The organism is Methylophilaceae bacterium, assembly GCA_018398995.1.
Classification (GTDB): Bacteria; Pseudomonadota; Gammaproteobacteria; order Burkholderiales; family Methylophilaceae.
The window spans coordinates 1,944,880-1,969,629 of sequence record CP073759.1; the positions used below are offsets into that span (position 1 = coordinate 1,944,880).

Annotated in this window: 21 protein-coding genes; 12 read left to right on the plus strand and 9 right to left on the minus strand. The window is 41.5% G+C overall.

Annotated features, from left to right (window positions below; genetic code table 11):
* Window positions 1-33: 33 nt before the first annotated feature.
* Complete coding sequence (locus tag KFB94_09765) at window positions 34-1,284, minus strand: M48 family metallopeptidase (protein ID QVL45489.1); 1,251 nt, start codon at window positions 1,282-1,284, stop codon at window positions 34-36.
* Between the two features lie 134 nt (window positions 1,285-1,418).
* Here KFB94_09765 and orn point away from each other — a divergent pair, with 134 nt between their 5' ends.
* Complete coding sequence (orn, locus tag KFB94_09770; GenBank protein ID QVL46666.1) at window positions 1,419-1,958, plus strand: oligoribonuclease; 540 nt, start codon at window positions 1,419-1,421, stop codon at window positions 1,956-1,958.
* Window positions 1,959-2,075: 117 nt separating this feature from the next.
* Here the strand turns inward: orn and glgA are convergent, their stop codons facing one another.
* Window positions 2,076-3,530 carry a glycogen synthase GlgA gene (glgA, locus tag KFB94_09775; protein QVL45490.1) on the minus strand — a complete coding sequence of 485 codons (1,455 nt, stop codon included), beginning with the start codon at window positions 3,528-3,530 and terminating at the stop codon, window positions 2,076-2,078.
* Window positions 3,531-3,617: 87 nt separating this feature from the next.
* Here glgA and crcB point away from each other — a divergent pair, with 87 nt between their 5' ends.
* Window positions 3,618-3,992 carry a fluoride efflux transporter CrcB gene (gene crcB / locus KFB94_09780; GenBank protein ID QVL45491.1) on the plus strand — a complete coding sequence of 125 codons (375 nt, stop codon included), beginning with the start codon at window positions 3,618-3,620 and terminating at the stop codon, window positions 3,990-3,992.
* Window positions 3,993-4,053: 61 nt separating this feature from the next.
* Here crcB and KFB94_09785 read toward each other — a convergent pair whose 3' ends face one another.
* Entirely contained in the window at window positions 4,054-6,672 is a 2,619-nt protein-coding gene (locus KFB94_09785; protein QVL45492.1) for an Rne/Rng family ribonuclease, read from the minus strand.
* Between the two features lie 505 nt (window positions 6,673-7,177).
* Here KFB94_09785 and KFB94_09790 point away from each other — a divergent pair.
* From KFB94_09790 to KFB94_09805, 4 genes are read left to right on the plus strand one after another with little or no spacing between them, the layout of a single operon-like run.
* The gene (locus KFB94_09790; GenBank protein ID QVL45493.1) at window positions 7,178-8,179 is read left to right on the plus strand and encodes an RluA family pseudouridine synthase; all 1,002 of its coding nucleotides are present in this window, start codon (window positions 7,178-7,180) and stop codon (window positions 8,177-8,179) included.
* Between the two features lie 18 nt (window positions 8,180-8,197).
* Complete coding sequence (locus KFB94_09795) at window positions 8,198-8,863, plus strand: HAD-IA family hydrolase (GenBank protein ID QVL46667.1); 666 nt, start codon at window positions 8,198-8,200, stop codon at window positions 8,861-8,863.
* Window positions 8,856-9,200, plus strand: a complete 345-nt coding sequence (locus tag KFB94_09800) for a Rieske 2Fe-2S domain-containing protein (GenBank protein ID QVL45494.1) — start codon at window positions 8,856-8,858, stop codon at window positions 9,198-9,200. Before KFB94_09795 ends, KFB94_09800 begins: the two co-directional genes overlap by 8 nt.
* A 46-nt stretch (window positions 9,201-9,246) precedes the next feature.
* Window positions 9,247-10,206, plus strand: a complete 960-nt coding sequence (locus tag KFB94_09805) for a S49 family peptidase (protein ID QVL45495.1) — start codon at window positions 9,247-9,249, stop codon at window positions 10,204-10,206.
* A 68-nt stretch (window positions 10,207-10,274) separates the two neighbouring features.
* Here KFB94_09805 and pgi read toward each other — a convergent pair whose 3' ends face one another.
* Complete coding sequence (gene pgi, locus KFB94_09810) at window positions 10,275-11,927, minus strand: glucose-6-phosphate isomerase (protein ID QVL45496.1); 1,653 nt, start codon at window positions 11,925-11,927, stop codon at window positions 10,275-10,277.
* A gap of 50 nt (window positions 11,928-11,977) precedes the next feature.
* Window positions 11,978-14,176: a 1,4-alpha-glucan branching protein GlgB gene (gene glgB, locus KFB94_09815; GenBank protein QVL46668.1), complete on the minus strand. Its 2,199-nt coding sequence runs from the start codon at window positions 14,174-14,176 to the stop codon at window positions 11,978-11,980.
* Between the two features lie 141 nt (window positions 14,177-14,317).
* On the opposite strand from glgB, the gene glgC reads away from it, so the two are divergent.
* The 4 genes from glgC to KFB94_09835 are packed head-to-tail and all read left to right on the plus strand — an operon-like array spanning window position 14,318 to window position 19,762.
* Complete coding sequence (glgC, locus tag KFB94_09820) at window positions 14,318-15,634, plus strand: glucose-1-phosphate adenylyltransferase (GenBank protein ID QVL45497.1); 1,317 nt, start codon at window positions 14,318-14,320, stop codon at window positions 15,632-15,634.
* Between the two features lie 52 nt (window positions 15,635-15,686).
* Complete coding sequence (locus KFB94_09825) at window positions 15,687-17,405, plus strand: glycoside hydrolase (GenBank protein QVL45498.1); 1,719 nt, start codon at window positions 15,687-15,689, stop codon at window positions 17,403-17,405.
* Entirely contained in the window at window positions 17,395-18,843 is a 1,449-nt protein-coding gene (malQ, locus tag KFB94_09830; GenBank protein QVL46669.1) for a 4-alpha-glucanotransferase, read from the plus strand. The genes KFB94_09825 and malQ overlap by 11 nt, the downstream gene beginning before the upstream one ends.
* A complete protein-coding gene (locus KFB94_09835) occupies window positions 18,818-19,762 on the plus strand; it encodes an ROK family protein (protein QVL45499.1) in 945 nt (314 codons plus the stop codon). The genes malQ and KFB94_09835 overlap by 26 nt, the downstream gene beginning before the upstream one ends.
* A gap of 384 nt (window positions 19,763-20,146) precedes the next feature.
* On the opposite strand, the gene KFB94_09840 is transcribed toward KFB94_09835, so the two are convergent.
* The 4 genes from KFB94_09840 to queG all read right to left on the minus strand — a co-directional run bounded on the left by KFB94_09840 (window position 20,147) and on the right by queG (window position 23,007).
* A complete protein-coding gene (locus tag KFB94_09840) occupies window positions 20,147-20,374 on the minus strand; it encodes a hypothetical protein (GenBank protein QVL45500.1) in 228 nt (75 codons plus the stop codon).
* A 397-nt stretch (window positions 20,375-20,771) separates the two neighbouring features.
* The gene (locus KFB94_09845; protein ID QVL45501.1) at window positions 20,772-21,119 is read right to left on the minus strand and encodes a hypothetical protein; all 348 of its coding nucleotides are present in this window, start codon (window positions 21,117-21,119) and stop codon (window positions 20,772-20,774) included.
* A 38-nt stretch (window positions 21,120-21,157) separates the two neighbouring features.
* Complete coding sequence (locus tag KFB94_09850; protein ID QVL45502.1) at window positions 21,158-21,568, minus strand: hypothetical protein; 411 nt, start codon at window positions 21,566-21,568, stop codon at window positions 21,158-21,160.
* Between the two features lie 371 nt (window positions 21,569-21,939).
* Complete coding sequence (gene queG, locus KFB94_09855) at window positions 21,940-23,007, minus strand: tRNA epoxyqueuosine(34) reductase QueG (GenBank protein QVL45503.1); 1,068 nt, start codon at window positions 23,005-23,007, stop codon at window positions 21,940-21,942.
* Here queG and tsaE point away from each other — a divergent pair.
* Both tsaE and KFB94_09865 read left to right on the plus strand, forming a co-directional pair.
* Window positions 23,006-23,476 carry a tRNA (adenosine(37)-N6)-threonylcarbamoyltransferase complex ATPase subunit type 1 TsaE gene (tsaE, locus tag KFB94_09860; GenBank protein QVL45504.1) on the plus strand — a complete coding sequence of 157 codons (471 nt, stop codon included), beginning with the start codon at window positions 23,006-23,008 and terminating at the stop codon, window positions 23,474-23,476. The two genes, queG and tsaE, sit on opposite strands and share 2 nt — an antisense overlap.
* Before the next feature lie 9 nt (window positions 23,477-23,485).
* A complete protein-coding gene (locus KFB94_09865; GenBank protein ID QVL45505.1) occupies window positions 23,486-24,748 on the plus strand; it encodes an N-acetylmuramoyl-L-alanine amidase in 1,263 nt (420 codons plus the stop codon).
* Window positions 24,749-24,750: the final 2 nt, after the last annotated feature.

A 24,750-nucleotide genomic window follows, 5' to 3' on the forward strand; every position in this document is an offset into this window, starting at 1 on the left:
TGTTATTTTGGTGATGGTCATTAGCGCTATATTTTAGCTCGTATACGCTGTTAATTTAGAAATACGTATGCTAGCAGATGGATGTGAGTCATAAAAAGCAGAATGCAAAGGATCAGGTGTTAAAGTTGAGGCATTATCACGATAAAGTTTTACTAATGCTTCTACTAAGTGTTTTGCGCTCGCATTTTTGGCAGCGTAATCATCAGCTTCAAATTCATTTTTTCTTGAATAACTTGCCATAAACGGACGAATAATGAATAAAAACACCGGTGAAACAAGCATAAATAATAACAATGCCATGTAGGTACTCTCTGTTGTTACGCCTAAACCTTGAAAGAACCAAGATTGATCAATTAGCCAGCCTAATAAAGCCAGACCCAAGAAACTCACGAAAAAAATCAACGCAATACGTTTAATGACATGGTGATGTTTAAAATGACCTAGCTCATGCGCAAGCACAGCTTCAATCTCTTCTGTATTTAAGCGTTCAAGCAACGTATCGAAAAAAACCACGCGCTTACTGCTACCAAAGCCAGTAAAGTAGGCGTTACCATGACTACTTCTTGTTGAGCCATCCATAACAAACAAGCCTTGTGATTTAAAACCACATTTAGCTAATAATAATTCGATTCTTGATTTAAGACGCTCATCGGCTAGCGGCGTAAATTTATTGAATAATGGGGCGATAAAAGTAGGATAAACCGCTAACATCAAGATGTTAAATATGGTCCAAACTACCCACAAATAGAACCACCAATATTCGCCAGCGCTTTGCATTAACCATAGCGCTGCAAATAAGAGTGGGGCGCCAAGCAATAAGCCAACAATGCTATGTTTAATCAAATCTGCGAAGAACATTTGGCGTGTCATTTTGTTAAAGCCAAAACGCTCATCCACCACAAACGTTTTGTAATAGTCAAAAGGCAAATCAACCAAACTGCTAATCAATAATGCACTGCAAATGACAAGCGCACCTCTGACTATTTCATGATTTGGTATAATTGCTGTCCAGAATGTATCGATCCACTGTAAGCCACCACCAATTGTCAATATAAGAAGTAGTAACGCTTGTGCGACCACTTCACGTAAGCCTAAGCTTGTTTTGGCGCTAGAATAATCTGCTGCTTTTTGATGTGCATCAAGCGTTATATTTTGCGTAAATGCATTAGGCACTTGATTGCGATGCGCTTGTACGTGATTTATTTGTCGCTTACCTAACCAAAAACGAATGATTGTGCTGAAAGCGAGTAAACCAATAAAAATAAATGTAAGTGTATGTGCCATGTTTTTAAACTCTGTTGTTAAGCTGATATGATGTTAATTACTGTATTTTGAAGCATTTATGTGTTGATGGTTCTAGTACAACACAATTTTTTACTATTTTAATGGAAATCATGATGGAAGCAGAACGTAATCTGATGAATAAGGACAATTTAATTTGGTTGGATATGGAAATGACCGGTTTATTACCCGACTCTGACCGTATTATTGAGTTGGCCGCAGTTGTAACTGATGCAGAGCTTAATGTACTTGGTGAATCTCCAGTGATTGTAGTGCATCAATCAGATGCCGTATTAGATGCCATGGATGCATGGAATACTGGCACGCATGGGCGTAGTGGTTTAATTGATAAAGTAAAAGCATCCACCACAGATGAAGAGGCGGCCGCTAAGCAAATGATGACGTTTCTTGCGCAATATGTACCAGCAGGTAAGTCACCAATGTGTGGCAATTCTATTTGTCAGGATCGACGTTTTATGGCGCGCTATATGCCAGAGCTTGAAGCTTTTTTTCATTACCGTAATTTAGATGTAAGTGTCTTTAAAGAACTCGCTAGACGCTGGAAGCCTGAAATTTATGCGGGCTTTAAAAAATCATCTAAGCATGAAGCGCTTGCAGATGTTTATGAATCAATCGATGAACTTAAGTATTATCGTGAACATTTTATTGTCAAATAAAAGTGTTGGATAAAAAATGAGGCGGCATTTATATAAAAATGACGCCTCAAGGGAGGAGATTTAGCTTTGGAGAAGCTAATTAATAATAAGCATACAATGTGCCAAGTCTCCTTTTTATTATCGTGATAGCGTCTTTTTGTATAATTCTAGGTATAAATTGGCGCTAGATGACCAGCTGACGTCCATTTGCATACCGTTCTTCTGAATCTTTTTCCATCTCTTTTTATCTTGCCAATACGCGATTGCTTGTTGAATAGTGCCCAATAATGATGCATGGGTGACATTGTTGAGCACAAAACCAGTTGCAGTGCCATTTTTAATGCTACTCGGGGTTGTGTCACAAACCGAATCAGCTAACCCACCTGTTGCTGAAACAATGGGTGGTGTGCCGTAGGCTAACCCATATAATTGATTTAATCCGCAAGGTTCAAAACGGGATGGCATGACAAACAGATCAGCTCCCGCCATAATCGTATGCGATATGGGTTCGTTATAGCCAATTGTTACACTCACACTATGCGGAAATTGCTGGTGCAGTCCGATGAATGCGTGTTCCAACTCCTTTTCACCGCTCCCTAAAATAGCTATTTGGCAGCCTTCTGCAACTAGCTGAGGCATAATGGGCGGCAGTAAGTCTAAGCCTTTCTGATAGGCAAATCGACTCACAATACCAATTAATGGCGCCTCAGACTTAATATTAAGCCCCAGCTTTTTTTGCAAATCTTTTTTAACCCACTTTTTTCCACTCATGTTGCGATGAGAATAAGGCTTAATTATGTGCTTATCAGTTTCTGGATTCCAATCTTGCGTATCAATACCATTTAAAATGCCCGTTAACTGACTTGCCCTAGCCGACAGTAAACCCTGTAATCCAAAACCATAATCATCAGTTTGAATTTCTTTGGCATAAGTAGGGCTAACAGTGCTAAGTTGATCAGCATAATAAAGACCTGCTTTCATAAATGACACTTGATCATAAAATTCGAAGCCATTGATATTAAAATGAGCTGGCGGCAGTGCTAAATCGTTCAATGCACTGCGATCAAAATTACCTTGATAAGCCATGTTATGAATACTGAAGATTGATTTGGCTGAAACGTGATCGATCAGCTTCATGTATGCAGGCGTCAACCCTGTTTGCCAGTCATTGCAATGCACAAGGTCAGGTTGCCAATTGAGTGGTGAGCCTTGTTTGCATAGTAGACTAGCCACTCTAGATAACACACCAAAGCGTAGGGCATTATCAGCCCAGTCAGTGCCTACGTCGTCAGTGTAAGGTCCACCAGCACGGTCATATAAAGCATCGTTTTTAATAACAATTACTTCTACATCGCTATCTGGCATATAGCCAGATAACAGCGTGCAAGATTGTTTTAGTACATGTAAGGAAGTGATTTCTTTAATGTTGGTTAATTTAGAAATGACGCCTCGATAAGCTGGCAGTAATATTTTAATATCACCATTTAATTTCGATGTTTGCTGAATGGCTTTAGGTAGGGCACCGCTGACATCAGCTAAACCACCTGTTTTGATTAATGGAAATGCTTCTGATGTTACAAATAAAACGTGCACATTTACTCTCTTATGGGATTTTGTGAAAGATGTTATATTGGTTGTTATTATAGTAGGTAATGGTTAATTTCTAAATGAAGGAATCGTATGTTGTTTGGACAGTTTGTTGCAGTGGCATTGGGTGCTGTTATCGGCGCGTGGTCAAGATGGGGGTTAGGGCTAGTATTCAATAATAGTGTATTTCCATTCGGCACATTAACTGCCAATTTGATTGGTGGCTTTTTAATGGGCTTGGCAATGGCTTTTTTTATTGCAACACCATCTAACAATGAATTAAGACTGTTTGTGATGACAGGCGCTTTAGGCGGATTAACTACGTTTTCTACTTTTTCCGCAGAGGCATTTGGATTGTTACATAAGCAACAATACGTTTTGGCTTCATCCCATATCTTAAGTCACGTAGTGGGCTCTTTGGTCATGACTGCGTTAGGATTTTGGTTGTTTCATGCATTAAAAAGTTAAGTTCGTCAGCATGAAAAAAGCCCGACACATGTCGGGCTTTTTACTGTGTGGTAAAGCACTTTTATTTCTGTGTTTCTACCATGACTAAAGGCGCTTCTGTTTTGTCAGCCATGGTCTCTTTTTTCCAGCTAGCTGTCTTACGAGGTGCTTTTGGTTTTGTTTCAGTTGCTGCTGCCTGCTCCTTTTTAGGCGCACTTTTTGTTTCCACTAATTGCAAGCCGCTGTCAGCTAAATTGGCTGACTTGGTTGCTTTTGTTTTGCGCGGAGTGCTGGCTTTTTTGGCCTTGGCTGGCGCTGCTTTGACGTCATTCTCAGTAGCTTCAACTTTCACTGTATGGGCCACATCATTTTCTTTTTGAACATGTGTATCAGCTGAATTTGGCTGTGATTCCTGTTTTGCTTTAGTCGTTCTGCGTCGTTTTACTGCAGGTTTTTTCGGCGTCGCTTCATCACTCACAGCAGGTGCACTATCTGTAGTAGATTTTGCACTAGTTGCTTTTGCTTCAAGCGGTTTTGCCACACTTTCTCTTGCTTGCTCAGCCTGCGAATCAACCACCTTCACTGGTGTCGCTTCATCTTTAACAACTGACGTTGTTTGCGTAGGCTTCATCACTTCGCCTGTTGTTGGCGCCGTTGGCGTTGCTGACGCAATGTTAGCGGCTAACGCAGTGTTTTCTGCTTCTTCACGCGGTCTACGGTCTCTTCTGTTACGATTGCGTCGACCACCACGCTCTTGACGTTGCTGATTATTTGGTTTATCAGGTTGGTTGGCTATATTGGTTTCAGCAATCTCCGCCTTTTGTGCAACATTTACTTCTACTGGCGTTTGTGTCTTAGGACTGCGGTCTTGTTTTGCTTGATTTAGTGGTTGTGGTTGTGTTGCCTCATTACGGTCACGACCATTACGGTTTTTGTTGCGATTACGGTTACGATTACGGTTGCGTTCGCGGTTGTAGTTTACTTTTTCTTCAGGCGTTTGTTCAGCAGGTTTAACCTCGCCATCACCACTAAACCATTTTTTTATGCGTCCTAATAGTGATGTTTTTGTTTCAATTGCAGCCATTGCAACTGGCGCAGGAGTTGAGGCGGTTACCCCTTTAACAAGCGCTTCTGCAGCAACGGGCTTAGACTCGGCAGATAAACTACGTACATAATCATTTTCTGCTGGAATTTCTACTAAGTTATAGCTTGGAGCTGCGTCTTCTTTGACATCATCTTGTTTAATTCTTACTACACTATAATTGGGCGTTTCCATATGAATATTAGGGATCAGAATAACTTCTACCCCCATGAGCTCTTCAATGCTATGAATCTCAGCCCGCTTTTCATTGAGCAAGAAAGTCGCTGCATCAACTGGCAGTTGTACTTGAATAATTGCGCTATTATCTTTCATGGCTTCTTCTTGCGTAATGCGCAAGATGTGTAGCGCAGTTGATTCGATACCGCGAATATGACCAGTGCCATGGCAGCGTGGACAGGCGGCATGATTCGCTTCACCTAAACTAGTGCGCAAGCGCTGGCGTGAAAGCTCTAATAAACCAAACCGTGAAATTTTACCCATTTGCACGCGAGCACGATCAGGATGCAGCGCTTCGCGCAATACATTTTCTACTTCACGTTGATTGCGTTGGCTTTCCATGTCAATAAAATCAATAACCACTAACCCACCAAGGTCACGTAGTCGCAATTGACGTGCAACTTCTTCAGCGGCTTCAAGGTTGGTATTGAACGCAGTTTGTTCAATATCGGCACCTTTAATTGAGCGACCAGAGTTTACGTCGACTGAAACTAAAGCTTCGGTGTGGTCGATAACAATGGCGCCACCTGATGGCAAGCGCACTTCACGCGAGTGTGCTGTCTCAATCTGATGTTCAATTTGGAAACGAGAGAAGAGGGGTGTTTCATCCTCATATAACTTAACACGAGCTACGTTAGCGGGCATGACATGGTTCATAAATTGAACTGCTTGTTCATGTACTTCAGCGGTGTCAATTAAGATTTCACCAATGTCTGCGCTGAAGTAATCACGAATGGCACGAATAACCAAACTACCTTCTTGATAAATTAAGAAGGCACCTTTTTGAATGGTAGAGGCGTCTTCAATAGCTGTCCATAATTGTAATAAGTAGTTTAGATCCCACTGTAACTCTTCTGCCGTGCGGCCAATGCCGGCCGTACGGGCAATGATACTCATACCTTTAGGCATTTCTAGCGCTGCCATGGTGTCACGCAATTCATTGCGTTCTTCGCCTTCAACACGCCTTGAAACACCGCCGCCACGGGGATTATTGGGCATTAACACCAAATAACGTCCCGCCAAAGAGATGTAACTGGTTAATGCAGCACCTTTAGTGCCGCGCTCATCTTTGTCCACTTGAACAATAATTTCTTGTCCTTCTTTAATCACATCTTGAATGCGGATTTTTCCGCCTTCAGCTTTATTATTAAAGTAAGACCGCGAGATTTCTTTAAATGGTAAGAAGCCATGCCGATCGGTGCCATAATCGACAAAAGCCGCTTCTAGTGAGGGCTCTATACGGGTGATAACCCCTTTGTAGATATTGCTTTTACGTTGCTCTTTACCTGCGTGCTCAATATCTAAATCGATGAGCTTTTGTCCGTCAACAATCGCAACACGTAGTTCTTCCGACTGTGTTGCATTAAATAACATGCGTTTCATTGAATACTCCCGCGCTTAGCAGGCAGATTGTTAGGCGAGATTAAAGCTCTGAAGAAGAGGATGATGCACCAAATGTGTCATCGATAAGGAATTGATAGGATTGAGCAGGGCTTACTATTTTGTGCTATTTGCGTGACATTGACGCTCAGAATTTCTGATGGTTAATCATCGTTTTGACGTTATTGTGCGCCGGAGTTATCCACTATTTTTAGTGGTCAACTTTGATGATTAATTAATATGTCAGTTAAATAGATTAAAATGATGCCTGTTATCGTTATAAATTCGTTAAAATCGTATCTTCAGTAGCTTTAGTCGCACTTTATACTTTTTATCTGCGGCGGCTAGAGCGCAATTTTATTTTATCGCTACTTAAATATGGCGAGCGGTAATTAGCCAAATGTTCTATTAAACTCATTCAATTTAAAATGAGTGTCGTTAAAATATTGCTTGTTTAGTTTTAAACGACACTAGAGTATAGGCGCAATTGAGATTTTAAGCAAAAAATATGACACAAGTCAGTGAAAATAAACAAGTAAGTGAGCATGCGGCAACGCAAATAGTGGTGGATGAATCAAGTGAAGGGCAGCGCGTTGATAATTTTTTAACTAAAATTCTGAAAGGTGTACCTAAAAGCCATATTTATCGTATTTTGCGCAGTGGCGAGGTGCGCGTCAATAAAGGGCGTGTAGACGCTTCACGTAAACTGCTAATCAATGATGTTGTGCGCGTGCCGCCAATGCGGGTATCTTCCAAAATGTTGTCCTCTGATGCGGCTCCTGTCGTCAATTCTAAATTTACGGATGCGATTGTTTTTGAGGATGATGCAATGTTGGTGATTAATAAACCAGCTGGATTCGCTGTGCATGGAGGTAGTGGTGTCAGTCGTGGCGTTATTGAGCAACTGCGTTTAGAACGGCCAAAAGCTAAATTTTTAGAGTTGGTTCACCGTTTAGATAGAGAGACATCCGGTGTATTGCTGTTAGCCAAAAGACGATCGGCATTGGTTGCATTACATCAAGCAATTCGAGAAAATAAAACCGATAAACGCTATGCTGTGTTGGTGGTTGGTGAGTGGCTAGATGCCAAAAAGCATGTGGTTTTAGATTTGCAAAAATATACGCTCCCTAGCGGTGAGCGACGCGTTAATGTGGTAACCGATAAAGCCAAAGATAAGTTTAATGAGGCGCAAATTTCTGAAACTATTTTTTACCTTAAGCAGTCTTTTGAAGGGTTTAGTCTGTTAGAAGCGAAATTAATTACTGGGCGTACACACCAATTAAGAGTGCAGCTTGCGCATTTAGGCTTTCCAATAGCAGGTGATGATAAATATGGTGATTTTGAACTGAATAAAGTGTTGCAAAAGCAGGGTTTGAAACGCATGTTTTTGCATTCTATTGAAACAAAGTTGAATCATCCGATTACTCATGAACGGTTACATTTGATGGCGCCTTTACCTAAACCGCTAACGCAGTTTATGCAATCGTTACCTGTAAAAGTAGTTGTTTAACAAGAAAGAAATCATTTGATTAGAAATAAAGAAAAACAATTTGATTTAATTGTATGGGACTGGGATGGCACGCTGGCAGACTCTACCGGCATGATTGCACGTGCGCTTGTGCAAGCAGCTGAGCAAGTTGGTTTGCCTAAACTGGCATTAGAAGACGCGCGCCATGTCATTGGTTTAGGTCTGCGTGAATCTATCAAGACACTGTTTGGCAATCTCTCAGATGAACAATCACAATTATTGGCCAAGCAGTATGCACTGCATTATTATGCGGCTGGAGAAAAGGTGCCTTTATATACGGGAGCCGCAGCGCTGATTGCTGAGCTAACAAAGCGTGGCTATAAGCAAGCAATTGCCACTGGTATGAGTAGACGTGGTCTCAATCATGCGCTAGAAGATACGGGAGTGGCTAAATACTTTCAGGCAACCCGCACGGTGGATGAGTGTTTTTCTAAACCACATCCGCAAATGCTGGACGAGTTGATGGATGCTTTAGTAGCAACTCCAGAGCGAACGCTGATGATTGGTGATAGCAGTTATGATTTGCAAATGGCACAAAATGCAGGTGTAGAATCACTAGCGGTAACGTTTGGCGCACATACAAGTCAGCAACTATTAAAGCTAAGTCCGAAAGCGATTTTTAATACATTTGATGAACTCAGTGATTGGTTATTGCATTATGCATAGCAAAAAAATTGTTTTAAATAGTCATGATCTGCAAGAGAAGTCGCTCGGGTTACGTTTTGATTTGCCGCACTTAGGCGAGCATGCAACGGGTTTTGTTATACGATTTAATGGACTCCCTTACGCGTATATTAATCAATGTGCGCATATGCCAGTTGAGTTAGATTGGAACCAAGGTGAGTTTTTTACATCAGAGAAAGACTTCATAGTCTGTGCAACACATGGAGCTTGTTATGAACCAAATACTGGACATTGTGTGTTTGGGCCATGCAAAGGTAAACAGTTGCAAGCTTTGCCAGTGGTAGAAGAAAATGAACAAGTGATTATTTGGGTTGAATAGATTAAACAAGAAATATTCTAGAACTTACTTTATAGGAAAATAAAAAATGGCAGAAGAAATAAACAGTCAAGACAGTCTTTGGCACAAAGATGTGATTGAAAAATTGGCTATGTCTAGCCTGAAAGAGCAGAGGGTAGCTAGACGATGGGGTATTTTCTTTAAACTATTAACTTTTATTTATTTATTTGTCATTCTTGCTTACGCGCTTGGTTGGGTTGTCAAGGAAGGAAAAGCTGTAACTGGCGAGCATAGTGCGTTGATTGATGTTGCTGGGGTTATTATGCCTGGTGGTGAAGTCAACGCAGAATCATTTATTGCTAGCTTGGCCGATGCATACGAGAGCAAAGGCACTAAAGGCATTATTTTACGTATTAATAGTCCTGGAGGCAGCCCAGTTCAAGCGGGTATTATCAATGAAGAAATCAAGCGCCAAAGAAAGTTGCACCCCGATATTCCGGTTTATGCGGTTGTCGAAGATATTTGTGCCTCAGGAGGCTACTATATAGCGGCTGCTGCAGATAAAATTTATGTCGATAAAGCCAGTATTGTAGGCTCTATTGGTGTATTGATGGATGGTTATGGATTTACTGGTGTAATGGAAAAAGTAGGGGTGGAGCGACGTTTATTAACAGCAGGTAGAAATAAAGCCATGTTAGATCCGTTTTCTCCTGTCAATCCCGAGCATAAAGCCTATGCGCAAACGATGTTAAATGAAATTCATGAACAGTTTAAAACAGTGGTGCGCGAGGGGCGTGGCAAGCGATTAAAAGAGACGCCAGATACGTTTAGTGGTTTGTTTTGGAGTGGTGAGCAAAGTATTAACATAGGCCTGGCTGATGCGCTAGGTAGCGCCGATTATGTGGCGAGAGAAGTGATTAAACAAAAAGAAATTGTAGATTTTACTTATCAAGAAACATTTGCGGATCGATTTGCCAAGCGCTTGGGTGCAAGTATTGCAAAGCATATAGGCTTTGATCTTGAGGCTACAGGCATTAAGTTGCGCTAATAGATAACCCATTCCAATAATAAAAAAGCTGGGATTTTCCCAGCTTTTTTAATGCGCCATTTACGCAGTTAAGCATGTTGTTTTGTATAATTAATAAGGCCGTTTGTTGAGCTGTCGTAATTGGTGACAACTTCATCGTTAGTCAGTTGCGGCAAAATCTGACTAGCAATTTGCTTGCCATACTCAACCCCCCATTGATCATAACTATTAATATCCCAAATAATGCCCTGCACAAAAATTTTGTGTTCATAAAGTGCAATGAGTTTACCCAATGTATTCGGTGTTAGTTTGTTGAACAAAATAGAGGAAGTAGGGCGATTGCCTTCAAATATCTTATGCGGCAATAGTTTCTCGAGAGCATTGCCTGATAAGCCTTGTTTTTCTAGTTCAAGACGTGCTTCCTCTTTTGTTTTGCCCAACATCAGAGCCTGTGTTTGTGCCAAAAAGTTAGCCAATAAAATTTTATGGTGCTCATTGCCGTTAGTGCCGATTGCATAATGACTGTGAATAGGCATCAAAAAATCAGCAGGAACAACCGGTGTGCCTTGGTGGATAAGTTGATAAAAAGCATGTTGACCATTAGTACCTGCTTCACCCCAAATTACAGGGCCTGTTTTATAATGTACGCGCTCGCCATCACGGCACATAAACTTACCATTACTTTCCATATCTGCTTGTTGCATATAGGCGGGGAAGCGCGCCATGCCTTGATCGTATGGCAAGATGGCATGCGAATCAGCGTGGAAGAAATTGTTATACCAAATGCCAATTAGCGCCATAATGACGGGCATATTTTGCGCTAGTGGTGCGGTTTTAAAATGATTATCCATTTCGTGACCACCCTTTAGCAGATCCTCAAAGTTATCCATGCCAACATAGAGCGCAATCGATAAACCGATGGCTGACCAAAGTGAGTAACGACCGCCAACCCAATCCCAAAATTCAAACATATTTGCACTATCAATACCAAAAGCGGTTACCGCTTTGGCATTGGTTGATAACGCTACAAAATGTTTGGCAATATGCGCTTCATCTTTAGCGGCATCAAGGAACCATGCGCGTGCTGAGCGTGCATTGGTCATTGTTTCTTGTGTGGTAAAGGTTTTTGATGCAACAATCACTAAAGTTGTTTCTGGATTACATTTCTCTAGTGCGCGAATCAAGTGCGCGCCATCAATATTAGACACAAAATGTACATTAAGATTAGGACTTGCATACGGTTTTAATGCATCACAAACCATGACTGGACCTAAATCTGATCCACCAATACCAATATTAATAATGTCGGTAATCGCTTTGCCTGTATAGCCTTTCCATTCGCCTTTGCGTACTTGTTCAGAGAAAGTTCGCATATGTGCTAAGACAGCATTCACTTCAGGCATGACATCATGACCGTCGACATAAACAGGCGTATTGCTGCGGTTACGTAAGGCTGTATGTAATACCGCTCTATCTTCTGTGATATTAATTTTTTCGCCAGCAAACATGCGATCGCGCCAAGCCTCAACTTTTGCTTCATTTGCTATTTGAAAGAGTAATCCTAGGGTTTCTTCAGTAATGCGATGCTTAGAGTAATCTAACAATAGATCATCGAGATTTAAACTAAACTTGTCAAAACGGTTTGGGTCAGCCTCAAACAAACTACGCATATGCAATGCGGACATGGTTTCTTGGTGTTTACAAAGCGTTTTCCAGCTAGGGTGTTGAGTAAGTCTTGCCATTTATCAATATGTTTTTCTAGTAAATTTAAAGTTATTTTAAAGGGTAATTATTAAACTAATGTGATTACAACAACGGCCAATGGCGGAATGGTGATAGTAATTGAATGATGTTGATTCATCCATCCAACATTCTCAGACTGTATGTTGTCACCATTGCTGATGTTACTGCCACTGTAGTAGCTTGCATCTGTGTTGAGTATTTCTTTATAGGTGCCTGAAATTGGCACGCCAACACGCTGTCCGGCTCTTGGTACTGGTGTAAAATTCAGTATTATTATAGCAAAACTATTGTGGTTGCCGCTTCTATTAAAACCGCGTCTAATAAAACTCAGTGTAGATTGGTCTGCATCTTCACACGCAAGCCATTCAAATCCAGCCGGTTCGAAGTCTAGTTCATATAAAGCGGGTAGTGATTGATATAAGTCATTTAAATCACGATTTAATTGTTGTATTCCACGGTGAAAGCCATGATGTGGATTACGGTCGTTGAGCAAGTGCCAGTCTAGGCTGGCATTTACATTCCACTCGCTTGTTTGACCAAATTCATTGCCCATAAAATTGAGCTTTTTGCCAGGCGACGTTGTTTGTAAACACATGAGTAAACGTAAGTTAGCAAACTTTTGCCATTCATCACCTGGCATTTTATTCAATAATGATTTTTTTCCATGCACCACTTCATCATGTGAAAAAGGTAAAACAAAATTTTCACTGTAAGCATACAATTGACCAAACGTCAGTTTATGATGATGATATTTGCGATGAATCGGATCTTCTTCCATATAAGCAAGCGTGTCATTCATCCAGCCCATATTCCACTTCATGCTAAATCCTAGGCCGCCTGCATAGACAGGCCTTGAAACGCCAGGCCATGCAGTTGATTCTTCTGCAATGGTGAGTGCGCCTGGAAAATCTTCGCCAACCATCACATTCAATTGTTTGAAAAATTCAATGACATCCAGATTTTCTCTTCCGCCATGCTTATTGGGTAACCACTCGCCTGCTTTACGCGAGTAATCCAAATAAAGCATAGAGGCCACTGCATCAACCCGTAAACCATCGATATGAAATTCATTTAACCAAAAATAAGCATTACTAATGAGGAAGTTGCGTACTTCATTGCGGCCGTAGTTAAAAATATAAGTGCCCCAATCTTGGTGCTCGCCCAGTCTTGGATCCTCATGTTCATACAAAGCTGTTCCGTCAAAACGAGCAAGGGCCCAATCATCTTTTGGAAAATGGCCAGGCACCCAATCTAAAATAACGCCAATATTTGCTTGATGAAATGCATCAATTAAAAAGCGCAAATCATCAGGCGATCCAAATCGGTTAGTTACACCAAAATAACCTGTTGTTTGATAGCCCCAAGACTCATTCAATGGGTGTTCGGTAATCGGTAATAGCTCTACATGGGTATAGCCCATTTCTACTACATGCGGAACCAGTGTTTTTGCTAGTTCGCGATAATTCAGAAAATGCCCTTGTGAATTGCGCTGCCAGCTTCCTAGATGCACCTCATAACAATTAAATGGTGCATGTAGCCAATCACGTTCCTGCCTGTTTTTTAACCAATTAGAATCCGCCCACTGATGCTTACTTTGGCTGATTTTGCTCGCCGTTCCCGGGCGTTGCTCATATTCAAATCCATAAGGGTCTGTTTTGACCATCACATGGCCGGTGTGTCGATTGCGAATCTCAAACTTGTATAAATCGTTTGTGGTTAAATGCGGAATAAATAGCGTCCAAACGCCACTGCCGCCCAGCGAGCGCATGCTATGAATGCGACCATCCCAATCATTAAAACTACCAACAACACTCACTCTTTCTGCATTGGGCGCCCAAACAGCAAATCTAACGCCTGCAACACCTTCTTGAATTAACGAATGCGCGCCAAGCATTTTATAGGCTTGCTTTAATGTCCCTTCACCAAATAGATATAAATCATCTTGGCTAATTGTGTTTTTGAAAGTATACGGATCTACAATCTCAAAGGTATGTTGATTTACCTCAATTTTAAGTAAGCAGGGTGTTGGTATGGCGTCTTTGCTATTTAATTCAAATAATGGCTGATGTGCAATTTGCGTTAACGCTAACCATTTTTGACCAGATTTTAAGTAGATGTTATTTGCACGTGGATGAAACACTCTCAGCACATCGCCATTATTTGTTTGATGCACCCCTAAAAATTGGAACGGATCATGATGTTGAGCATCCAACAGACTTTGAAGGTGTCGTTTATCGCTGCTTGTCATGCTAGTTGATTTTTTCACGGGCAAGATTTTCTAAACAATCGTCAATAATAACTATTAAATTATTTTGTATTAAGGTAATGTGATTATAAAGCAGAAGTGGTTTATATTGATGCTTAATTGCCAGCTTTGTTAGGATTATGTATGTCAAATCATCAATTCAATAATCGTCAAAAAACGAGTGCCAGTGCAGAGCCGCAGGCTGATCGCTTTATTAGTAATTTAACAAAAAATACAGTTGCCATTATTCTGGCTGGTGGTCGTGGTAGTCGACTGAAGAATTTAACGGATTGGCGTGCTAAGCCTGCTGTTCAGTTTGGTGGAAAATTCAGGATTATTGATTTCCCGTTATCCAATTGTATTAATTCTGGTATTCGCCGTATTAATGTGGCGACCCAATATAAAGCACAAAGCCTGATTCAGCATATTCAACGGGGTTGGGGGTTTTTGCGTGGTGAGTTTAATGAATACGTTAATATTATACCCGCCCAACAGCGACTGTCTGATCAATGGTACAAGGGAACAGCGGATGCTGTTTATCAAAATCTCGATTTGCTAAGAGAAAATGGCGGCGATTATATCCTTGTGCTGGCTGGCGATCATATTTATAAAATGGATTACGGAAAAATGCTAGCAACGCATGCAACCAGTAATGCCGATATGACAATTGCTTGTATTAATGTGCCATTAGAAGATGCCAAAGGCTTTGGTGTGGTCACAGTCAATGAGACGGATCGGGTGGTTGGTTTTACAGAAAAACCAGCTAATCCAGAGCCTATGCCAAGCGACCCTACCCAGGCATTTGCTAGCATGGGCATTTATGTTTTTAATGCAAAATTTTTATTTGAGCAGCTAATTAGAGATGGCGATGACCCAAAATCATCGCATGACTTTGGCGCAGATATTATTCCACATGTGATTAAAAAATATCGCGTACAAGCCCACCGTTTTACTGATAGTTGTGTTGGTCAAAATAACAATTATTATTGGCGTGATGTCGGCACAATTGATGCTTATTGGGAAGCCAATATGGAACTAACCAAAGTCATTCCTGAATTGAATCTATATGATATGGAATGGCCAATATGGACATATCAAGAGCAACTGCCACCAGCAAAATTTGTTTTTAAAGATGAGGGACGTACAGGCATGGCAACCGATTCTTTAGTTTCAGGGGGGTGTTTAATCAGCGGTTCTTGTGTGACTAATTCTGTTTTGTTTTCTGATGTGCATGTGAATGATTATTGCACCATAGAGCATTCAGTCATTTTGCCAAAATCAACCATAAACAGTAATGTTGTATTAAAAAATGTGGTGATTGACCGTGGCTGTTATATTCCAGAAGGCATGCAAATAGGCGTAGACTTAGCGCTGGATGCAAAACGTTTTTATGTTTCAGAAAAGGGGATTGTACTGGTTACGCCAGACATGTTGGGGCAAGACTTATATAGAGTTATATAATAAAAAACAAAGATTTAAGTAATTTAGTTATAGCAACTTGTTAGGAAATTTTATGGCGATACAACCACCCAAGCTCCATTTAAATTTGTATTGGCATATGCATCAACCAGACTATCGTGACTTAAAGACTGGTGAGTATGTGTTGCCTTGGACTTATTTACATGCAATTAAAGACTATAGTGATATGGTTTTTCACTTAGAGCAGCACCCTCAAGCCCGTGTTAGTTTTAATTTTGTTCCTATTTTGGTTGAGCAGCTATTAGATTATACAGAGCAGTTAAAGCAGAATACGATCCGCGATCCATTATTAGCATTGCTTATAGAGCCAAATTTAGCAGGTATTAATCAACATCAATGTCGTTTGATTGTGGAGAGTTGCTTTAAAGCACACCACGAAAAAATGTTAAGTCCTTTTCCACACTATCAACGATTGCTCAATATTTATCAGCAAGTTGAGTCAATCATGACAGATGATTACGATTTTCATTATTTGTCAGCACAATACAAAGCCGATTTGCTCGTTTGGTATCATCTGGCTTGGTGCGGTGAAAGTTTGCGCCAACAGAGCGAAGTTATCAAAGTGCTCATGCACAAAGGCGTATTATTTAATCTCCAAGACCGACAGCTGTTATTTGAGGAAATTAAAAACACCATTGCTGAGCTCATTCCAAGATACAAAGCGCTTATGCAGCGTGGGCAAATTGAAATGACAACCACGCCTTATTATCATCCTATTCTGCCATTATTGATTGATTTTACCTCGACAAAAGATGCAATGCCTGACGCGCCGCTACCAATCAATAGTCACTATCCGGGTGGGGCAAGCCGCGGAAAAGCGCATATCGAAGCAGCACAACACTATCATCAAGATATTTTTGGTCAACAGGCCAACGGCATGTGGCCCGCTGAAGGTGCTGTATCGCATGCTGGTCTGTCTTTAATGGCGGAGCATGGCGTCAAATGGGCGGCAACTGGGCAAGGTGTGTTAGCCAATAGCTTAATTAAATCGGGCGAAAATGTTGTTGATAAACATCAATATCTGTATGAGCCCTATCGCGTTACTAATGGTAAAGATGATATTTTATGCTTTTTTAGAGATGATCATTTATCCGACAAAATTGGCTTTGAGTATTCTAAAATGCACTCGTCAGATGCGGTGAAAGACTTTATTGATAATCTAGAAAACATTAGAAATAACAATCCCAAAAAACCCAAAGTGGTTAGTGTGATATTAGATGGTGAAAATGCTTGGGAGTATTACCCTTATAATGGATTTTATTTTTTAAAAGAGCTGTACGCAGCATTGATTGATCATCCCGACATTATCATGTCTACCTTTAGTGACATTATTGCCTTACAAAAATCAGGCCACTTTCCCACAATACCAGTATTGCCAAAAATAGCCGCCGGTAGTTGGGTTTATGGCACATTTAGCACATGGATAGGCAGCGCAGATAAAAATGCCGCTTGGGATTTATTATGCGAGGCAAAAAAAGTGTATGACAACGTTATTCACACCTTAAATGCTGAAAAACAACTCGCTTGTGAGCGGCAATTAGCAATTTGTGAAGGTTCGGATTGGTTTTGGTGGTTTGGCGACTACAATGCCTCCGATAGTGTGAAAAGCTTTGATCAGCTTTATCGAAGAAACCTAATCAATTTGTATGAATTATTAGAACAAAGCGTCCCAGATAATCTACACCAAGCGATTAGCGAAGGTGGGGGTGATGCCGAAAATGCTGGCACCATGCGTAGGGGGCATGATGCCTAAAGCTGCGCAAAACAGTCAAAAACAAGCCGGTGTTTTATTACATATTAGCTCTTTACCTGCAGGCAATTTGGGCCAAGATGCGTATCGGTTTGTTGACTTTTTAGCATCATCAGGCGTGAGCGTTTGGCAAACATTGCCTATTAATATGCCACACGCCGATAATTCGCCATACCAATGTATATCAGCGCACGCTGGTAATACCGCATTTATTAGCCCACAACAATTGCAGCAAGACGGATTAATCACCGAGATTGATTCACAGTTGGCACATACACAAGTGCTGCAGTTGGCTTATGATTATTGCGTAAATAACAAAAAGTTAGATGGATTCACAGACTTTTGTCATCAGCATAAAGATTGGTTAACCGATTTTGCACTTTATTCTGTATTAAGAAAACAATTCAACAACGCCAGTTGGGAGCAATGGGATGATTGCTACAAAAACCGTGATGCAGAAGCCTTAATAGCTTTTGAAGCCGAACAGGCAGCAGCGATTGAACAAGTTAAATTTCATCAATATTTGTTTTTTAAACAATGGCATGCATTAAAAGTTTACGCCAACACACATCATATTGCGTTATTTGGCGACATTCCTATTTTTGTTGCATACGATAGTGCAGAAGTGTGGGCAAAACCACATTTATTTAAGCTAGATGAAGACAACGCCATGACAGTTGTCGCTGGCGTGCCACCCGATTATTTCTCTGAAACAGGTCAACGCTGGGGTAATCCGCATTATCAATGGGAGGCGATGGCAGAAGATGATTATGCATGGTGGGTAAACCGCATGCGCACCCAATCTGAGCTATTCGATTTAGTCAGAATAGACCACTTTAGAGGCTTGCAAGCTGCTTGGGAGATTCCTTCTAACGAACAAACCGCCATCAATGGCACATGGGTTGATGCGCCAGGTGATGATTTACTAGCCGCTATTTATGCCCAATGCCCTGATATTCATTTAGTGGCAGAAGATTTGGGCATTATCACCGAAGAAGTCGATGCCTTGCGTCTGAAATACAAGATGCCGGGCATGAAGATTTTGCAATTCGCTTTTGGTGGTGACGAAACCAACCCTTATTTACCGCAGAATATCGAAGAAAATAGCGTTGTTTATACTGGCACGCACGATAATGACACCACACTAGGTTGGTATCAACAAGCAGAACAGCATGTAAAAGATCATCTGCATCGCTATTTAAATAATGATCAACCCAACATGCCTAGCGCATTAATCACACTGGCTTTTTCTACAGAAGCAAAATTAGCAATAGTGCCTATGCAAGATATTTTGGCGCTCGATGGCGCACATCGCATGAATACGCCTGGCACAATCGACAATAACTGGGCTTGGCGCTTTAATTGGGAACAATTAACTGACCAACATCAACAAGCGTTTAAACAAGCGGTTAGCAATGCAGGACGCGCAGTCAATGTCTAAAGTGGCTAAAGCTATTGGTATTGATGTCGGAGGAACCAACCTACGTATTGGTGTATTTGAAGCGCTTAGCTTAATAGACGAAATCCGCGTTCAAGCTGATTTTTCTGCAATTTGTAAAACACAACTCCCGCAAGTTGCTTGGCAAACAATACTAAACGTGACGGCTGAGGGTATTAAAAGCGTGCTAACAAAACACCCGCACATCGCCCACATAGGCATTGGCTTCCCGGGGTTTATCGACCCTGCCACGCACGCGGTAGCGCAATCACCCAATTTACCAGGCTTGCAAAACGTCAATTTGGCACATGACCTTGCCCAACTTTTGCAAAAAACTATCATCGTAGAAAACGATGCCAATGCGGCCGCTTTTGGCGAATATTGCCTAGCAGGCAAACCAGCAAGCGGCTTAATTTATCTAGGCTTAGGCACCGGTGTTGGCGGCGGTTTAATCTTAAATGGTCGTCCCCACGTTGGCCATCACGGTTGTGCCATGGAAGTTGGCCATATCACCGTTGTGGCAGAAGGCCGCCTGTGTGGCTGTGGCAATTTAGGATGCATGGAACAATATGCCTCGGCTAGTGGCGTCAGCTTAAGCTATCAAGAAGCAACGCAACGCCAACACACCGCAGCAGAAATTGCCGCATTTGCAACAACAGGTGATCAGCATGCCATCAACGCCTACGAAATAGCCGCAAACGCCTTAGCACAAGCGCTCGCCAGCATTTTAAAAGTGGTTGATGTACAACATATCGTTATCGGCGGCGGCATGGCTGGCGCTTGGCATTTAATGCAAAACACATTCAATCAACGCCTCAATCACGATTTAATCCCAGTCTTGCGAGGTAAAGTAAAAGTAAAACTATCTACCGCGCAAGATATAGCAGGCATGCTGGGCGCGGCGATGTTGGCTAGTCAATAAACACTCAACGCTAAGTCGTTTATGGCTGACGCATTGATAGTCCGCCTTATGAAAACTTCACAAACACATGCGGTGCACCGCAAGTGGGTACGCCCTACAAGCTCTGTATTGGCTGTGGTTGATTGCTTAGCATGAATTAATCGTGTCTGACCCCATTTTACTTCGCACTAAAATCAAGGGTTAAGTAAGGAGACTAACGTTTGACATAAGGGGCTGGCTTTATCCGGACCCGACCGAGCGTAGCGAACGACTTGAACCATTTGTTAGGTGTTTTGCTCAGAACATCATTCGGGCCAACGTTAATTCCAATCGTTCAGCCAGATTGAGTTTCCGCTTTTATCAAGACCAAAAACAGACAAAATCGTGTCTGACCCCATTTTACTTTCACTTTGCAGGAATGTTCAGATAAGCAACGTAAATACCCAGTAACGCGATAGCTGTAGCCCAAATCCACTGCCAGTGACTTAAATAGAATTGTACAATCGTGCGTGCTATACGAGCCGTCCAGTGGTACTCAGTATAGGGAGCTGGCATGATGACAATGCCGGGGCCAGAATAACCCTCGGTCATTTTTGCCTCGCCGTCATACCAGCGTTTTATAGCTTTAATCATAATCTATCCCTAACGTTTGAATTAAGGGGCGCCGTTAGGCGTCCCGCTTGAATGATGGGTTGGACATAATTGTTTACTTTGTAGAACTAAACCCATGACTAGCTCGGTATTCATCAACTTTTTCAAGCAATCCAATAACCTCAGCAGCTAACATACCATCGTTATAGTCTTTTCCTGATTTTGCTGAGAATTTAAATTTCCAGCCTGCTCGCTGACCAGGTGAGTATTTGCTTGCAATAATACGTAATAGACTTTCATCTACATCAAAAGCAACATGCTCGTTGTACGTGCAACCGCTATAGCGAGAGTTTTTACAATCAACATCTCGGTTAATGATTGTAGCTGATACTGATTTAGGGCCAGAAGGGGTTTCAAAATTGGCTGTTTGATAAAAATTTCAGCCGCTACTTTGATAATAAATTGATTGATAAACCTGAAATGAAGTTTGACCAGTTTTTTTGTTAATGTGCGCACGCAAAAAGTTGTCATCCCAAACTATACCAAGAAGCCCACGTTTTTCTTGAAATCCATTAACCGTGGTAATTGTTGCAATAGTATCTAGTGAATCATCCTTTACAGTTGCTGTATTTTTAAAGTGCTCAGGGGTTAAATTTATCGCAGTTTGTATTTGTGCTTCTCTTGAATTGGTTGCACAACCTGTGATAGCTAATGAGAATAAAATGATGATTAAATGTTTCATGCTGCCCTCATTTGTTATTTTTGAATATTGCCCAATGTTTGACATAAGGGGCGCGCTTTAGCGCGTCCCGCTTGATGGATGGGTTAGGCAATATTTACGCACCCAAGCAAAATAGCACCTAAACTTAGGGCAACTAGCACCATTAGAGCTGCGAAAATAACTAATAACCAGCTAAGGACTGCAAATTCAGGTGAAACGTGCAACCCAAGCGCATCTCGAACTCTAAACATCTCATCATGTGAATGACGATTCATTATGCCACCGTAAATAAAAAATAGAGCAAGAAGTACACTCATAAGGATTGGGAGAAAAAGTGCAAAACGAATGTCTGGAGACTCCATTCGATGAGCGAAGTAATATGACACTATTGCCCCTGTAATTGCGTAATAGAAAATATTAATTTCTATCGTGAGTTTAAGATAGTGTTTGTACAAATCGACACTGATTTCATACTGCTTCCACAAATCATTTTTTGATAATGCAAGTGCGTTCATTTTAATTTCCTAACGTAAAGTAGACACCCAAATCGGTGTATAACTAGTTAGAAGGCGGGGTAAGATTATTTTATTATTCATGTTAATTACCTGTTTTTATTTAAATTATTATTTAATCTTATGAAGCGATGCTGAAAAGCAATCCTATTGAGGCTTAGCAGCCTAAGTTGCTCGATGTCGTTCACGATAAGATAGGTTAAAACATTACAGTATTTGTACAGAAAATCAATACTTGCAGTGGGTGAAGATATATATTTTTTTAATAAGCGTCATCCGCTTGCAATGCGCGTTTAGGGCGTCAGTGCTTTTTCTGCTGGCAGTTACTCAATTAGGGTGTATGGCGCCAGCAATTGGATGGGTTTAGTAGCTTGTTATGATGGTTGTTTTAGTGCCCAAATTACATGCTCTTTGACTAAAGCGCTTGTATCATTTTCACGCAACTTAAGAGCCGCTATCACTTGAGGTGTTTTAGGTGCATTACCTAATCCCACCGCAATATTACGTAGCCATTGTTCATAACCAATTCGGTAGATCGCGCTGCCTGCCATTTTTTGTTTGAATTCTTCTTCAGTCCAGCTAAAACATTCTATAAGGCTAATATCATCTAAGCCGTGGCGCACATGAAAGTCATTTTCTTGGGTGGTTTCGGCAAATTTGTTCCACGGGCAGGTGAGTTGGCAGTCGTCACAGCCGTAAACGCGGTTGCCGATGAGTGGTCTAAATTCTTCAGGAATGCTGCTTTTAAGCTCGATGGTCAGGTAGGAGATGCATCGTCTTGCATCTACTTCATATGGCGCGGTAATGGCTTGGGTGGGGCAAATATCAATGCAGGCGTTGCAGGTGCCGCAATGGTTGGTGGCAGGTTGGTCTATTGGTAGTGGTAAGTTGGTGTAAATTTCGCCTAAAAAGAACCAAGAGCCGTGGTCTTTATTAATCAATAGTGTGTGTTTGCCGCGCCAGCCTAGGCCTGCTTTTTCGGCTAAAGCAACTTCTAAGACAGGTGCGCTATCGGTAAAGGCGCGGTATTCAAATTGTTGCGTGGCTTGTTGAATGTTATCGCACAGTTTTTGTAGTTTATTGCGCACCACTTTGTGGTAATCGCGGCCTAATGCATAGCGCGAAATAAAGGCTTGTTTGCCATCATTGATGACTTGCCAGCTATCTTTGGCTTTGGGCGGTAAATAATCTAAGCGAGCAGAAATAATACGGATGGTATTGGGGATTAATTCGGCAGGTCGGGTTCGCTTCGTGCCGTGTTTTGCCATATAATCCATCTCACCATGAAAGCCTTTTGCTACCCATTCTTGATGACCAGATTCTGCTTGCGACAAATCCGTATCGGTAATGCCTATATCGGCAAAGCCAAGTTCTTGACCCCAGCGCTTGATGTCTTGAGCGAGGGCGATCATTTCGTTAGCAGTAGGCTTATGGATTGTCATGACTGAATATTTTACACGCGAATTGGCGGATGAAGCAGCGACATTGCAAGCAGGTCGAGATTTTGCCAAGCAGTTATCTGCGGGCATGACCGTTTATTTGCATGGCGATTTAGGCGCTGGTAAAACCACCTTTGTGCGCGGCGTTTTGCAAGGTTTGGGGCATGAAGGCAAAGTAAAAAGCCCAACTTATACCTTGGTTGAGCCGTATGAATTTGGCGATTTGCAAGTGTATCATTTTGATTTATATCGTTTTGTTGATGAGTATGAATGGGATGCTGCTGGTTTTAGTGAGTATTTCAATGAGATGAGTATTTGCATGGTTGAGTGGCCTGAAAAAGCAGGTACACTATTGCCTAAACCAAGTGTTGATGTGGCGCTGAAATTAGCTAAGGTGCAGCTTAATTCACAGGCGATTGGCCGAACTTTGATAATCAGTAAACCTGAGATAATGAGTAAACCTGAAATATAGTTAGGACGTATGGTTAAATTATTGTTTGCAAAATTCGTGTTAGTTGGCGTGTTGTTGTTTGCCAACACCTATGCGCTAGCTGCTAACCTTGTCACGGCTACCCGCGTTTGGCCCTCGCAAGATTATACGCGGATGACATTTGAAGGCGGCGGGGCGTTTAAATATCAAACACTGTCACTTAAAAATCCTGAGCGTTTGGTGTTGGATATTGAAGATATTTCGCTTAATGATGTGCTGAATACCTTACCCGCGCAAATTTTGGCGAATGATCCTTATATTCAACAAGTGCGTATTGGGCAATATCAACCCAACGTTGTGCGCGTAGTGGTAGATTTAAAACAAGAAGTGAATTTTAATGTGTTTTCTTTAAGTCCGGCTGGTGAGTATAAACATCGCTTGGTATTGGATATTTTGCCATTAAAAGATCCAGTCATGGCCATGCTCGATAAGCTTGATAAAAACTTAAAAATACAAAGCGGCACTGAGCAAGCCGCTACAGCAAATCAATTGCCAGAAGCTGCTAAACAACCCCCAACCTTAGAGAAAAAACAAGCAGAACGCCTTATTACGATTGCCATTGATCCTGGCCACGGCGGTGAGGACCCTGGTGCAATTGGTGCGCGTGGCAGTCGCGAAAAAGATATTACCCTTGCGATTGCTAAAAAACTTAAAGCGTATGTGGATGCTGAGCCGAATATGCGTGGTGTCTTAACGCGCGATGGCGACTTTTTTGTATCGCTGGGTGGCCGAGTGGTAAAGGCGCGCAAACTGAGAGCGGATTTATTTATTTCTATTCATGCTGATTCATTTACTAAAGCATCCGCGCATGGCTCTTCTGTTTTTGCTTTATCTGAACGTGGCGCAACCAGTGCCACTGCACGTTATTTGGCACGAAAAGAAAATGAGTCTGATTTGATTGGTGGTGTGAGCCTGAAAGATAAAGATCCTATTTTGGCAAAAACATTATTGGATTTATCACAGGCGGCGACTATTAATGACAGCTTAAAATTAGGCAGAGCCGTTTTAACGCATATTGAACAAATTAATATGTTGCATAAAAAACACGTAGAACAAGCCGGCTTTGCGGTATTAAAATCGCCTGATATTCCTTCTATTTTGGTTGAAACTGCTTTTATTAGTAATCCAGAAGAAGAACGCAAACTGAATGATGAAAGCCACCAGCACCAAATGGCCAAATCGATTTTAACTGGTATTAAAAAATACTTTGCGACCAATCCTGCGTTGGCAAGAACTGTTGCAGATAACGAATAATC